This window comes from Acinetobacter sp. LUNF3, assembly GCF_022699605.1.
Taxonomy (GTDB): Bacteria; Pseudomonadota; Gammaproteobacteria; order Pseudomonadales; family Moraxellaceae; genus Acinetobacter; species Acinetobacter johnsonii.
In genome coordinates, this window is sequence record NZ_CP093968.1 from 2,392,333 (window position 1) to 2,405,846 (window position 13,514).

Sequence of the window (13,514 nt, forward strand, 5' to 3'; positions counted from 1 at the left end):
AACAATAAAACCAACTGATATTTACACAAAATACATAATTTTTATAATTTTCTTTTTAGTAAAACTTCAAAGTATTTTCAGTAAGATTACCTTTCCTCTATTAATTGACACTTAATATTTACAAGTCTAGATAATATTCCCTCTACACAGCTTTTATGCCGCTCAAACAATGGATCTTCTGTATTTTTCCAGTTATTAAGAATTTCTTGACCAACTTTGAGTTCTTTTTCTAGTTCACTAATTCTCTGTTGAAGTGCCATTTTTTTGTTCCATTGAAGTAATAACTCGGCTTCCACTTCTGCTCGTGTGACCTCTCCACTAACGATTCTCTCGAAGTCTTCCTCAGATCGCTTTTCTGCAGCCTCTATGACATTTTGAGGGTAAGAGTGACCCATGATACTTTTTGCTAACATATGGGCTGTACGGAGCTCTACAGCTTCTTCATCTGTATATACACGCTCTACATTCATTTAGATTCTCCAAACCTCTCCGTAATATCCTACCTCTACTACCAAAAACATGGAACACTTGATCACTCTGATTATATTGATACTTTACTCAACCATGTAGAAATAATTTCCTTTGTATTCATCCCAGCCCAATTATGTTGATTATCAAAGAAATTTAAGCTTATAAATTGCTCAATTTTGGAGAATTGCCAATTATCAGGTAGTTTTTTAGGATAGTTTGGCTTCTTTTTCGAATCGACTAAATATTTAATATAAGAAGCAATTTTGTTCGAGTATTTGTTCTTATGCTTTTCATGATCAATTTCATCTTTAATTTTTTCTATAAACAAATCTCCTGCTAGCAGTTTTGCCTGATAAAACAAAAGGCTATATGAATGTTCTAGATCAAAGTATTCTGAAAGTTGGATTAAATTAGTTTCTAAATTTAAATTTTTCTCATAAGGAACTGGAAATTTCGAGAAGACCTCTGGAATTAAATAATATATTTCTTGCAATCTAATATTTTTAACAAAATTTTCTATTTGCTGGATATCAACCATGTCTAATTTAAACATATCAATAAAACCGCCAACAAATATTTTTAATTCATAATTACTAACATCCTCATCTATAGCCAAATAAATGCCATTTTGCACTTTAATTTGAAGAATTCTTACTAATGAATCATATTGTTCGTTACTAAGAGTAGAGCTATTTTCTCGCAAAAATAAACTTATTTCCTCTTTTAAATTATTTAAATCTTTGTACTTATCAATTATGACTCTTTTATCAAACAAGGATTGAATCACAATATTTGCCCCACCTCTTTCTTCTTCATAAAAACTATCCCACACTTTCTTATTGATAAATCTTTCTTCTCCCATTGTGTCAAGAGATAGGAATAGAAAAATGTATATCATTTCAAGATAGCTAAAATCGAATTCAGAAAAGGCTTTTTCCTGCAATATATTTTCATAATCATCAATAAAATCCTTAGCTTTTTTATTATTCTTTTTTAACTCACAATTTACACATAAATAGCCTTTCTTAAAAAATTCTTTATACATACTTCTATTCTTAAATATTACTCTTGAGTGACATTTTCTACATTCGAAATTGGTATCCACAAGTTCTAGGCAGCTATGCAATTCAACAAAATCTGATAATTCTTTCGCATTTGTAAATCTATATTGTTCTGTGATTGTTTTAGCAGTATTTGCAAATTTTAAATCACCGGCCGTTGTATAAGTTTGTAGCCAATAATCTTTAATTATTTGGAGATCTTCTCCATGTAAGTTACTCAGTAATTTTATTTCAAAAGACTCGGGTCTCATAAGGCTCACCTTAACATTTAGATTGAGTAGTTCTAATTGTTCGTTTTAATTCTTAAATCTTTTTATAGTATATTTTTTAGTATGTGTACTATCACTAAAGTTATGTTTTTGTTATTTATAAAATAAAATAGTACAAATCAAAGGGTTATAAATCAAAATCCGCGTTTTCACTACGATCACCAAGGCTCGCCGCCCAGTTTACTTTCTTGGTAATTTCAGGGCGTTCTTCATGCCAAAGCTGCTTTAATTCCGCCACCAATTTGTCGTGACCAGCACGTGTAATTAAGTTTGATTTCATGATGAATGCCGTCTAAATCTGCTTATTGATTTACAACAAAGGATTATTTTATCCCTTATTTCTCCACAACAGAAGTTTATAAAATAAATTCCTGAATTAAATTAAATTGTTATGTTACATTTTTCAAAAAAATATTGCACAAAATTTGACACTTTTAAAATTGATATATATTATGCGCACATCTTAAATTAGTTGCCTATTTTTTAATCTATGTAGTTTTTCTACATAATCTTCTTAATCCCATGTCATTTTGAATGACATCATGAATGCCCAACCTCTTATTGAATTTAGACAACTTGAACTCGTTTTAAGGCATGTTTTTGCCTTTGCGTTCTAGGGCATAAATTACTTGTAGCGGAGACAACATGCACAGTAATTCAACTTCTGGATCGAGGCTTTGCCTTAATTCATTAACTTTCTCTCTCCCGTTGAAAGCCCTTGCTTTAAGTACTTTGTTAATTCCATTTCATAGTATTAATGCAAGTAAGACCTACCAATATGATAACGTCGTCAATCATAATAAATTGACTGTCGTTTCAGTGGAAAACCCAACGACCGTTTTTAAAGATGGTCAGCATTTGCATGGTTTTGGTTATGACCTTGCACGTAACTATGCAGATAGCTTAAATGTAAAGCTAGACTTCAAAACCGTCCCCGATAATGCTACAGCACTTAAATGGGTAGCACAGGGCAAAGCAAATTTTGCAATGACGACGGCAAGTGTTCAAACGATTGAACAAAAAAGTCTCGCAACCTTTTCTGCAACTTGTGGTGATTTAAACGTTTTACGTAAAAATGGCCTCAATACTGAGCTGAACTGGGTGTTTAAACATGCGAATGATCCATTGACGCAAACGGCGAGTGGATTTGTCTGCCGTGGTAAACAATCTGGTTCACTTGGTCAATTGGCCTCTTTTTACAACCGTAATGTCGTGAAGCCTGAAAACTGGAATACGATTCAACGTGATTTGCGTCAGCGTATGCCGATCTATAAGGCCAGTTTTAAAAGCACAGCGCAAAAGTACGATTTAGATTGGCACTTATTAGCAGCGATTGGTTATCAAGAGTCTTATCTTAAACCAAACTCCGTTTCTCCCACGGGTGTTCGTGGTTTGATGATGTTGACCAATAGCACAGCCAAAGCCATGGGTGTGAGTAACCGTACCGATCCTGCGCAAAGCATTCAAGGTGGTGCTAAGTACTACGACCAAATGCTAAGTCGCTATGAGGATATTCCCTTCCCTGACCGTAACTGGTACGCATTGGTTGCGTACAATATGGGACCGGGTGCGGTGAATCAGATTCAAAAACGCATTCAGGCACAAGGTAAAGACCCAAATAACTGGCTCAATTTGTATGCTTACTTACAACAGAACCAAGCAAAGAATGGCCTTTACCGTCAAGCACTACAGTATGTGACACGTATCCGTGCTTATCTTGAGCACATTAAAACCACGCCGCAGCTGGTCAATATCTAAAAGATCATATCTATCGGCATAAAAAAAGCTTACCTATAAAGGTAAGCTTTTTTTATTTCAGAACACTTAAACCGTTTGCTCAAGCACTTTCTTAAATAAATCTTTTTGCTCTTGGCTTGGCTTCGCTGTTTGCAATGCCATCAACTGTGACATATCACCTTGAACTTTTATTTTACCCGTCATGAACGCTTGCATTGCTGCAGCCATATCAAACTCAAGGAACACTTTACGTAGTGTTTCAGCATCCATGTTCAAGGTTGTTTTCGCATTTGAAGACAAGCCTTTTTTAATTGCGCCACCATCTAAAGATAATTCGGTATTACCCGCATTGTCAGCAACAACTAAGTTAATTGCAAGATTCGCAAGTGCTGGCGGCAGGTTCAAATTCCCCGCTTGAGCAGTTAATGTTTCTACAGTTGAAAACCAATCATCAGTTAAAAAAGCAGGCATGATGTTTCCTCAATTCTTTGTTCGTTGTGTGCTGCCTATCCAGACGGCATCATTGTGAAGCTAAATACGCTCGGAGATTGTTATAGCATGTATATCCTACATGTGCCTAAAGTTTTTTGTACGTACCGTTCATATTTTATATTTCTTATACAAAGTTTATCAAAATCATTCACATAAAAAAAACACCAATCATTGATTGGTGTTTTGCATTGGCTTAACTGACAAAATTAGTCTGCTGCAAAGCCAAGATTAACCATGTTAATGCGTTTGTTCTCTGGTTCATCTTCCGTTGAACAACTTTCACCTTTAAAGTCGAATTCACGTTCGCTATCTAACGCTTCAAAGTCGAATAACTCACGGTCTGCCAGCTGCGATGGCGACACATTTTGCAAGGCACCAAAAATACTGTGTAAACGCTTTGGATGCGCTTTATCCCACTCGCGCAACATGTCATTTAACATGGCACGTTGCAGATTTTCCTGAGAACCACACAAGTTACACGGAATAATCGGGAACTGACGCATTTCAGCATATTTAATGATGTCTTTTTCTTCCACATAAGCCAGTGGGCGAATCAAGATGTTCTTTTTATCTGACGATAACAATTTAGGAGGCATCGCCTTTAAGCTACCGCCATGGAATAAGTTCAAGAAGAAGGTCGCCAAGATATCATCACGGTGATGGCCCAACGCCACTTTGGTCGCGCCAATTTCTTGCGCAAAGCCATATAGAGAGCCACGGCGTAAGCGTGAACAAACTGCACAATAGGTCTTACCTTCAGGCGTTAAACGTTTCGTAATGCTGTAGGTGTCTTTTTCTAAGATATAGTAGGGAATATTATTCTCTTCTAAATAACGTGGTAACACGTCCTCAGGGAAACCCGGTTGCTTCTGGTCCAAATTCACAGCCACCACATCAAAATTGATCGGTGCAATACGTTTAAACTGCAACATAATATCGAGCAAGGTATAACTGTCCTTACCACCGGAAATGCAGACCATCACTTTATCGCCTTCTTCGATCATTTTAAAATCGCGAATGGCATGACCCACCTGACGGCGTAACTTTTTCAACAGACGATAATACGCAGAGCTAGTGGGTAGTTCTGGTTTAAAATTAAATCCCTGATTGGACTCAACTGGCGAGAACATAGACGAGTTAAACCTTAAAAAAAATACCGCGCAATTTTATCCGATTCACAGCCATCTCGCACCTAAAGAATGTAAATTCTCATGAATTGTCATTGCTGTCATATTCATGTATTGAAATCGGTTTAACTTTGAACGATTGCGTTCATATTTTAGCTGAACTGCTTATGTTTTGGACTTTTCCACATTTTTCCACAAAAGCTGGGGATAACTTTGTGGATTCTAATCGACTTGACAGGGTGTTCCCCCCACTCTTTAAGGCTTCTATTTAAATTGATCATTTTTTGATCAATTTATTTACCATTAAATTTCAATAACTTAACCCAGTCAAGCAATCCCCATTAAAAATAAATTAATTATTTTTTTTGATTACTTGCTCAACAATTTGACTTGATTTTTACAAAGACATAGCTTTTTTGAACTTAAAATAGTTTCAGACGGTTCTTTTTTTGCTAAACTCATTTCTAGTCACTGACATCGATTTTTTTACGATTAATAATAGATAATGAAAAATAAGCTGCTTTTGAGTCGTTTTTACGTTTTGGGGTGTATGACGATTTCGTTCATGGCACTAGATTGTCACGCGGGTCAAACTATCTACCAATTGAAAGATTCCAACGGCACGACCTTGTTAACCAATAAACAAAGTCGTTATAGCAACTTAAAAGTCGAAAAGAAAACCTATTATCCAGACAGTAATATCCACAGTTATAGTAACTGGGGGGCTTCTGAATCTTCCGTGTTGCCCAGTTATAGTCGTAACAAAAATGCTTTTGACCACATTATTCGCCAAGCGGCTCAAACCCACGGCGTTTCTGAAGGCTTAATTAAAGCGGTTATGCATACCGAATCAGGCTTTAATGTCAACGCACGCTCACCTGTTGGGGCTCAGGGTCTTATGCAACTCATGCCTGCGACAGCACGGCGCTTTAATGTCTCTAATGCATATGATCCACAGCAGAATATAAATGCAGGTGCCAAGTATTTGGCATGGCTGATGAAACGCTTTAACGGCAACACCAATCTTGCGCTTGCAGGCTACAATGCTGGCGAAGGCAATGTACAAAAGTACGGCGGTATTCCACCCTTCCGTGAAACTCAAGACTATGTTCGCCGGGTGAGTAGCCGCTATAGCAATCTATATGCGGGCGGGATCAATATCTCTGCAGGCTCAAATAACACACCAGCCAATGCTCAAGTCATTGCGCAATCTGCACATTACGATGCAGACTCTTCTCCAAGCACACAACTCAGTGTGAGTCGTAGCGCACCTTCACGCCAAATTATCCTCGCAGCCGATGGCAGTTTTACTGATGCGCCGGGTTCCTATGCCACAGCCAATGCAACCGCTTCTGCCCGCATTCAAATTTCAGAATAATTTTTATAACAGTTTTATTATTTTTTCTTGAATTTTGAAGAGTTTCACCTCATATTGAGAGCAATGATTTTCGATTTATAAATCAGATTATTTTTTTATTATAAGAGGATTTTCTCAATGATGCGGATTGGTTTGTTCTTGCTAACCAACCTCGCGGTACTGGTTGTAGCTGGCATTATCTTGTCACTCTTCGGTGTCGGTAGTTACCATGGCGCGGGTGGCTTAAATCTAGGTAACCTACTGGTTATCTGTTTTGTCTTTGGTATGGTTGGCTCAATGATTTCTCTATTCATGTCAAAATGGATGGCGAAAAAAACAACTGGTACAGAGTTAATTGACCCAAATGCCCCGCGCAACCAAGCTGAAGCATGGTTGTTACAAGAAGTCGCTCAATTGGCGCAACGTTCTGGTATTAAAATGCCAGAAGTCGGTATTTTCCCGTCTTACCAATCGAATGCCTTTGCTACAGGTTGGAACAAGAACGATGCATTAGTTGCAGTTTCTACTGGCTTACTTGAGCGTATGAATAAAGACGAGCTTCGTGCAGTCTTGGCTCACGAAATTGGTCACGTGGCCAATGGTGACATGGTGACTTTAGCGCTCGTTCAAGGTGTCGTGAACGCCTTTGTGATGTTCTTTGCACGTGTTGCAGGTGATTTTATTGATCGTAATGTCTTTGGACGTGAAGACGGTGAAGCACCTGGTTTAGCTTATTTTGCCATTACTATTGTGCTTGATATTGTCTTTGGTGTTTTAGCTTCTGCAATCGTGATGTGGTTCTCTCGCTACCGCGAATATCGTGCAGATGAAGCAGGTGCCCGTCTTGCAGGCAAACAAGCGATGATTTCGGCCTTGTTGCGCTTACAAGCGGAGTCACAACTTCCAGATGCGATGCCTAAAGAAATGAAAGCGTTTGCTATCGCGGCAGGTCAAGAGCAAGGCTTTAGTTTAGCTGCTTTGTTCCAAACCCACCCAACGATTGAACAACGTGTTGCTGCTTTACAACAGCTCGATTGTCCATAAACAATTCGTTCACTAGATTTTAAAAAGCCTCCACTTGGAGGCTTTTTTGTGACTCTGCATAACAGGACATTTTTATTCAATCGTCACTTCGACACAGCGTAATAAACTGCCATTTGGGTCAATGATACAAAACTGGCGGATCTCATCAAAATCCTGAATATCGGTCATACGAGCGCTTTCCCACAACGACCAATTCACTTTAGACCAGTATTTATAATAGGGTTGAATTTCCGCTACGCGAATACAGGCACTATGCCATGAACTATTTGGGTCTAAATGCGGATGATGGAAAAATTCCAGTGTCATTTCGCCCAAACGCAGAATCATCCACTCTGCGGACTGATAAACCAGATTAAAGCCCAAGCTTTGATAAAATGAAGAAGTGCACGCCAAATCAATCGCTGGCAAATTTGCCGTAATCTGACCTTCAAATTTCATGAGTGGCTATCCTAAGTTTAGTCCCTGTAACCAATGCCACATCACACTGCCACCCCACCACAATAAGCCCATAAAACACACCAAAAAGATCAGGCCAAACAAATCGGGAATATGTAGCCAAAGCCATGCCACTACTGGATTTCGCCAAAATGCGGATTGCTGCTGTTTCTTCTCCAATTTTTCATGAAGAAAAGGATGAGTCACATGATGCTCTGAATGGATTTGGTATTCTTCCCGAATATGGTCATGAACCACATCCAGTGCTTTACGGCTCGGACGTATAAAAATATCAAACAATGTCCCTAACAGTGGGATAAAACCGACCACAGCGTCAATCATAGCCAGCTTCAATACTGGACTCAATTTCTCTTGCGGCACGCCAATTTGCTTGGCTTTATAAATGGCATAACAAGTTAGGGCAAAACCTGCGATATCCCCAGCAATCGGAACAGTACTCAATGCGGCATCGGCACCGACTCCCTGCTTGGTGAACGGAATACGCACCACAGAATCCATCATATTGGCATATTTGGCCAAATCACGCTCTAACCGAATGACATCTTGCTGGCTCATTTTTTTTTGTTCTAAGGCTTCAGGCATGTTGTTACTGACCTCCATCATTTCAACCACTTTAACATCATAAAACCACTGAATTATGCTGGTTTTCATGACTTTTTTCTGTGCTAACTTTGTGCTGAAACAATTACTTATTAGCTTAAGACAATGTCAGGATTTGCGACGCAATCAGCAGATATACCACCACGCCTGACGCATCACAAATTGAGGTGACTAAAGGTGCAGATGCACTGGCGGGGTCGAGTTTCATGCGGTTTAAGATAAACGGCAGACTCATACCAATCAGACAACCCATCAACACAATGCCCATCATACTCAGTGCCAATACTACAGCGACCAAAATGTCCCCACGGAAATAGCCCAAGATAGAGACTGCCGTTGCCATGGTTCCACCCAAGCACAGCGCAACCAAACTTTCACGTCCTAGCAAATAAAACCAGTCTTTAAAATGTACATCACCGGTTGCCAGTGCACGTACCATTAAGGTTGCGGATTGAGACCCCGCATTTCCTCCACTTCCCACCAGTAAAGGAAGGAAAAATACCAAAACGATATGTGCCGCAATCAAGTCTTCAAAGTGTGCAATTCCTAGTCCCGAGAGTAAACTGCCAAAAACCAGAAACACCAACCAAAACACCCGCTTCTGATACAGTAAGAGGATTGGAGCCGTTTTAATACTCATCTGCGGACTGGCCGCAACCGCACTACTTTTTAGAATATCTTCTGTAGTTTCTTGTTGTACCACATCCATTGCATCGTCATAAGTCACAATTCCCAATAGACGCTGCTGCTCATCGACAATGGGCAAAGCCATAAAATCATAATGAGCCAGTTTCTGTGCAATGCTTTCTTGATCCTCACTGACCAACCCCGTGATGACATGACTGGTCATAACCTGTCCAATCAATTGCTCAGGAGGAGATTGGATAATTTGCCGCAGCGAAATCACACCGTGTAAATAACGCGAGGCATCGGTCACATAGATGAGATATAAAGTTTCACTTTCCGCTGCATACTGTCGTATATGTTGAATCGCCTGTTGCATGGTCATTTCGGCATGTACCGTAATGACCTCGGTGCTCATAATTGCACCCGCAGACTCAGCTGGATAGTGCATTAAATCATTCAACTGAGCTTGAACATGCGCAGCTAACTGCGGAAAAATATGACCTTGAACGTCGTTCGCTAAGCTTTGAAATAAATCGGTGCGGTCATCCGAATGCATATGAGCTAGTAGCTTCACCAGCAAAGCCTGAGGCAATTGCGCTGCTAGCTGCTGCTGCTCGGTTAATGCTAAAAACTCAAAGACATAACTGGCTTGGGGTAATTGTTCCAATAGCCGAATTTGGTCATTTATAGGCAGGGCCATTAAAATATCAGCTAAATCCGCAGTGCTGTACTGTTTCAAACTTTGGATAAAAGCATGGTTATCGGGCTGATTTAATTGCGCTTGGAAATCTTGCTGTGAAAATGACGGATTTGGCATACACCACTCAAATATTGTTTTTCTTTATCTGTCCGAGTATAGCAAAGGATCTTTAAATGTCAGGCCTTTCAGCCTGATTGGATTAAAGGTTCGCTTTGCCTATTCATACTGCACACGAATGTTTCAGATTCGATCTTAGACTTCCTCCTGAGGTGTTCGTCCATGAAACACACGGCGAACCAAGACATACATTAAAGGAATAAACAGCAATACCAACACCGTACCAAAAATCACGCCACCGAGTACACTCACCCCAATTTCCTGACGACTTGCGGCCCCTGCACCAAAAGCAAAGACCAGAGGTGTAACACCCGCGCCAAAAGCCAAAGACGTCATTAAAATCGGACGTAGACGTAAGCTTGCGCCTTCCAACGCTGCTTCAATTGCGGTTTGGCCTTTTTGCTGCGCCAGTGAAGCAAATTCCACAATTAAAATCGCATTTTTACAGGACAGACCAATTGTAGTCAGCAAGGCAATTTGGAAGTAAATATCATTCGGAAAACCCGTCAGATAACTGAACAAAATATTGCCACCGATACCGAGTGGAATCGCACTCATGACTGCAGTTGGAATACTCCAACTTTCATAAAGTGCAGCAAGGCATAAAAAGATAAAGCCTATGGAGACCAAATACAGCAGCAATGCTTGGTTATTGGACTTGTTTTCCTCGAACGATAACCCGCTCCATGCTAGATCAATACCATCATGCCCTCGTACCATGTTTTGTACGTCTTGCATGGCTTGTCCAGAACTAACATTTTGTGCTGTATCCGCCTCCATTTCTAGTGCGGTATAGCCCATAAAGCGATTCACTACCTCAGGGCCTCCACTCCAAGATACTTGAGCAAAATTTGTAAAAGGAATCATTTGGTTCAGATCATTACGTACGGTCCATGCTTGAAGATCATCAGGTTTTGAACGAAATTCGGCATCCCCTTGCATAATTACCCGCTTAATCCGACCACGGTCAATAAAGTCATTGATATAACTTCCACCCCAAGCACTGGATAAAGTGCTATTAATGGCGGTCTGGCTGAGTCCATTGGCCAAAGCTTGCTTTTGGTTCACATCCACTTTGAGTTCGGCTTTATCTGGGTTAGAACGTTTATCTAAATTGCTAAAACTAGAATACTGCTTGGATGCTTCCTGCAAAGTTTTGAACTGTGCTTCTAAATAGGCACGACCTTCGCCATTGATATCACGTATCCAAAACTCCATGCCATCGGTTTGCCCTAAGCCACTGACTGAAGACGGCATATTTACATTAATTTGCGCATTTCGATGCGATCTAAAATGAGCAATCGCTCGTTCTCGAATCGCTTGTGCGGAATTTTCTTTCCCCTTACGTTCATCCCAATGTTTCAATGCAATAAAACCCTGACCTAAATTTTGTCCCGTCCCTGAGAAATTACGACCATAGCGGATCATCACCAAATTGATATTGGCCTGTTCTTGGTCTAAAAAATATTGGCGAATTTCTTCCCCAACTACACGGCTTTGACTCAGCGGTGCACCATCGGCCAGTTTAAACTGGACACTTAAAATACCCTGATCTTCACTGGGAATAAAACTGGTCGGCAAAGCACGATAAAATAATGCAAAGACGGCAATTAACGCCACAAAAACCACCAGCATGATTTTACTGTGCTGAATGGCCTGAGTACTCAACTTTAAATAACGCTGTTTTAGCTGATCTAGCTTCAGATTAAACCAAGTTGCCCATCGTGCCGATTTATCATTGGGTTTTAAAATTAAGGCGCACAACGCTGGTGTCAGAATCAATGCGACCAGCAGCGATAGCGCCATGGCAGCAACTAAAGTCATTGAAAACTGACGGTAGATCACTCCTGTCGAGCCACCGAAAAAGGCCATGGGAATAAACACTGCGGTTAACACCAAAGTAATCCCAATTAATGCCCCACTGATTTCCTGCATCGATGCAATCGAGGCTTGTTGAGCACTCATCTGCTGTTCATGCATCAGCCGTTCAACATTTTCCACCACCACAATCGCATCATCCACCAGAAGCCCGATGGCTAAGACCAATGCAAATAGGGTTAAGGTGTTGATACTCATCCCGAGCACATACAGAATGGCGAGCGTACCTAAAATTACAACAGGTACTGTGATAGTCGGAATCAACGTTGCACGCCAATTTTGCAAAAATACAAACATGACCACAATCACCAAAAGCACTGCTTCAAACAGTGTTTTGACCACTTCCTTAATCGACTCTTGCACAAAAGGCGTGTTATCGCGTGGATAAACAATTTGATAACCATCAGGAAGTTTTGCGGACAATCGACTGACTTCTTGTTTGATCAATGCCGAAGTGGCTAAGGCATTAGCCCCTGAAGACAGTGAAATGCCCATCCCCGCTGAAGGAAAACCATTAATGGTATTAAACGACTGGTAATTTTCCGCGCCTAGTTCCACCCGTGCGACGTCTTTTAAATAAATAAAACTGCCATCGCGGGTCGATTTGACAATGATGTTTTCAAATTCTTCAACGGTTTTTAGACGTGTACCAGAGGTGACTTTGGCATTTAAATATTGATCTGACAGGCTTGGTAACTCGCCAATTGCCCCTGCTGCCACTTGCGTGTTTTGCGCTTCAACCGCCGCACGAATATCACTCGGCATCAGTCCATATTGACGCAATTTGTGCGGATTCAGCCATAAGCGCATGGCATACTGCGCGCCAAAGACATCAACCTCACCAACTCCATCAATACGGGCTAAATCTTGCTCCAAATGCGTCATCATATAATCAGAGAGTGCAATATTGCTGCTTTTGCCTGTTTGGTCATATAGGCCAATCACCATATGCGTATCACCAAGCGATTTATAGACATTGACCCCTTGACGCTGTACATCTTCTGGTAAACGGTTAATCACTCCATTGATGGCATTTTGAACTTGCACCTGAGCGGTATCTGGGTCTGTTCCATTTTCAAAACTAATGCTGATTCGACTACGGCCATTCGAGTCACTGCTCGAACTAAAATATAGTAAATGATCAATCCCTTTAATTTGCTGTTCCAAAACCTGAGTAACGCTCTCCTCCACCGTCTCTGCCGACGCGCCTGTATATGTTCCACTCACCGTAATTCGCGGAGGTGCAATATCTGGGTAGCGCTCTACAGGCAACTGAAAGGTGGCAAATAAACCAAATGCCATCACGATAATCGCCAGCACACCAGCAAAAATTGGACGATGAATAAAAAATTTAGACAGCATGGGTCTGCGGTACTCTTGGGTCTGAGGCTAGATCTAGCAACTGGGCATCACTTCATGCTTGATCTTCTATGACGAATCATTAAAAAACAAGACTTAACAACATGAAATAGAACATTAGAGCTAAATATGAAGAAACTATGAAGAAAGCTTTTTGACCAATTGATGACATCCTGTAATTTTTCGCAATTTGTCATTGATCTGAGATATTAAAATTGA

The 13,514-nt window shown here is 40.4% G+C and carries 11 protein-coding genes and 1 pseudogene; 3 read left to right on the forward strand and 9 right to left on the reverse strand.

All coding sequences use genetic code 11. From position 1 onward, the window contains the following. Positions 1-86 precede the first annotated feature (86 nt). From MN200_RS11675 to MN200_RS11685, 3 genes and pseudogenes are all read right to left on the reverse strand, one after another. Positions 87-470 (reverse strand): hypothetical protein, encoded by a 384-nt coding sequence (locus MN200_RS11675; RefSeq protein ID WP_004682741.1) that lies wholly within the window; start codon positions 468-470, stop codon positions 87-89. A 71-nt stretch (positions 471-541) separates the two neighbouring features. Beyond that, positions 542-1,783 carry a hypothetical protein gene (locus MN200_RS11680; protein ID WP_242759435.1) on the reverse strand — a complete coding sequence of 414 codons (1,242 nt, stop codon included), beginning with the start codon at positions 1,781-1,783 and terminating at the stop codon, positions 542-544. A 157-nt stretch (positions 1,784-1,940) separates the two neighbouring features. Continuing rightward, a pseudogene (locus MN200_RS11685) lies at positions 1,941-2,081 on the reverse strand (transcription elongation factor GreB); the annotation flags it as partial. A gap of 365 nt (positions 2,082-2,446) precedes the next feature. Between MN200_RS11685 and MN200_RS11690 the strand changes: the two are divergent. Further along, the gene (locus MN200_RS11690; RefSeq protein WP_242759436.1) at positions 2,447-3,559 is read left to right on the forward strand and encodes a transglycosylase SLT domain-containing protein; all 1,113 of its coding nucleotides are present in this window, start codon (positions 2,447-2,449) and stop codon (positions 3,557-3,559) included. 66 nt (positions 3,560-3,625) lie between these two features. On the opposite strand, the gene MN200_RS11695 is transcribed toward MN200_RS11690, so the two are convergent. Continuing rightward, the gene (locus MN200_RS11695) at positions 3,626-4,009 is read right to left on the reverse strand and encodes an SCP2 sterol-binding domain-containing protein (RefSeq protein WP_178928629.1); all 384 of its coding nucleotides are present in this window, start codon (positions 4,007-4,009) and stop codon (positions 3,626-3,628) included. Positions 4,010-4,236: 227 nt separating this feature from the next. Beyond that, positions 4,237-5,160 carry a tRNA 2-thiocytidine(32) synthetase TtcA gene (gene ttcA / locus MN200_RS11700; RefSeq protein ID WP_004695645.1) on the reverse strand — a complete coding sequence of 308 codons (924 nt, stop codon included), beginning with the start codon at positions 5,158-5,160 and terminating at the stop codon, positions 4,237-4,239. A 502-nt stretch (positions 5,161-5,662) separates the two neighbouring features. On the opposite strand from ttcA, the gene MN200_RS11705 reads away from it, so the two are divergent. Then, positions 5,663-6,535, forward strand: coding sequence for a lytic transglycosylase domain-containing protein (locus MN200_RS11705; RefSeq protein ID WP_058870050.1), 873 nt, complete (start codon positions 5,663-5,665; stop codon positions 6,533-6,535). 117 nt (positions 6,536-6,652) lie between these two features. Next, entirely contained in the window at positions 6,653-7,558 is a 906-nt protein-coding gene (htpX, locus tag MN200_RS11710) for a protease HtpX (RefSeq protein ID WP_058870051.1), read from the forward strand. A 72-nt stretch (positions 7,559-7,630) separates the two neighbouring features. On the opposite strand, the gene MN200_RS11715 is transcribed toward htpX, so the two are convergent. From MN200_RS11715 to MN200_RS11730, 4 genes are all read right to left on the reverse strand, one after another. Further along, positions 7,631-7,996 carry a glyoxalase/bleomycin resistance/extradiol dioxygenase family protein gene (locus tag MN200_RS11715; protein WP_058870052.1) on the reverse strand — a complete coding sequence of 122 codons (366 nt, stop codon included), beginning with the start codon at positions 7,994-7,996 and terminating at the stop codon, positions 7,631-7,633. Between the two features lie 6 nt (positions 7,997-8,002). Beyond that, positions 8,003-8,596: a DUF4112 domain-containing protein gene (locus MN200_RS11720; protein WP_058870075.1), complete on the reverse strand. Its 594-nt coding sequence runs from the start codon at positions 8,594-8,596 to the stop codon at positions 8,003-8,005. Positions 8,597-8,711: 115 nt separating this feature from the next. Beyond that, positions 8,712-10,058 carry a magnesium transporter gene (gene mgtE, locus MN200_RS11725; protein WP_242759438.1) on the reverse strand — a complete coding sequence of 449 codons (1,347 nt, stop codon included), beginning with the start codon at positions 10,056-10,058 and terminating at the stop codon, positions 8,712-8,714. Between the two features lie 135 nt (positions 10,059-10,193). Next, a complete protein-coding gene (locus MN200_RS11730; protein WP_242759440.1) occupies positions 10,194-13,298 on the reverse strand; it encodes a multidrug efflux RND transporter permease subunit in 3,105 nt (1,034 codons plus the stop codon). Positions 13,299-13,514: the final 216 nt, after the last annotated feature.

Coding starts and splice junctions, on each gene's coding strand:
- MN200_RS11675 (WP_004682741.1), bottom strand. CDS start 470: ATGAATGTAGAGCGTGTATATACAGATGAAGAAGCTGTAGAGCTCCGT.
- MN200_RS11680 (WP_242759435.1), bottom strand. CDS start 1,783: ATGAGACCCGAGTCTTTTGAAATAAAATTACTGAGTAACTTACATGGA.
- MN200_RS11690 (WP_242759436.1), top strand. CDS start 2,447: ATGCACAGTAATTCAACTTCTGGATCGAGGCTTTGCCTTAATTCATTA.
- MN200_RS11695 (WP_178928629.1), bottom strand. CDS start 4,009: ATGCCTGCTTTTTTAACTGATGATTGGTTTTCAACTGTAGAAACATTA.
- ttcA (WP_004695645.1), bottom strand. CDS start 5,160: ATGTTCTCGCCAGTTGAGTCCAATCAGGGATTTAATTTTAAACCAGAA.
- MN200_RS11705 (WP_058870050.1), top strand. CDS start 5,663: ATGAAAAATAAGCTGCTTTTGAGTCGTTTTTACGTTTTGGGGTGTATG.
- htpX (WP_058870051.1), top strand. CDS start 6,653: ATGATGCGGATTGGTTTGTTCTTGCTAACCAACCTCGCGGTACTGGTT.
- MN200_RS11715 (WP_058870052.1), bottom strand. CDS start 7,996: ATGAAATTTGAAGGTCAGATTACGGCAAATTTGCCAGCGATTGATTTG.
- MN200_RS11720 (WP_058870075.1), bottom strand. CDS start 8,596: ATGCCTGAAGCCTTAGAACAAAAAAAAATGAGCCAGCAAGATGTCATT.
- mgtE (WP_242759438.1), bottom strand. CDS start 10,058: ATGCCAAATCCGTCATTTTCACAGCAAGATTTCCAAGCGCAATTAAAT.
- MN200_RS11730 (WP_242759440.1), bottom strand. CDS start 13,298: ATGCTGTCTAAATTTTTTATTCATCGTCCAATTTTTGCTGGTGTGCTG.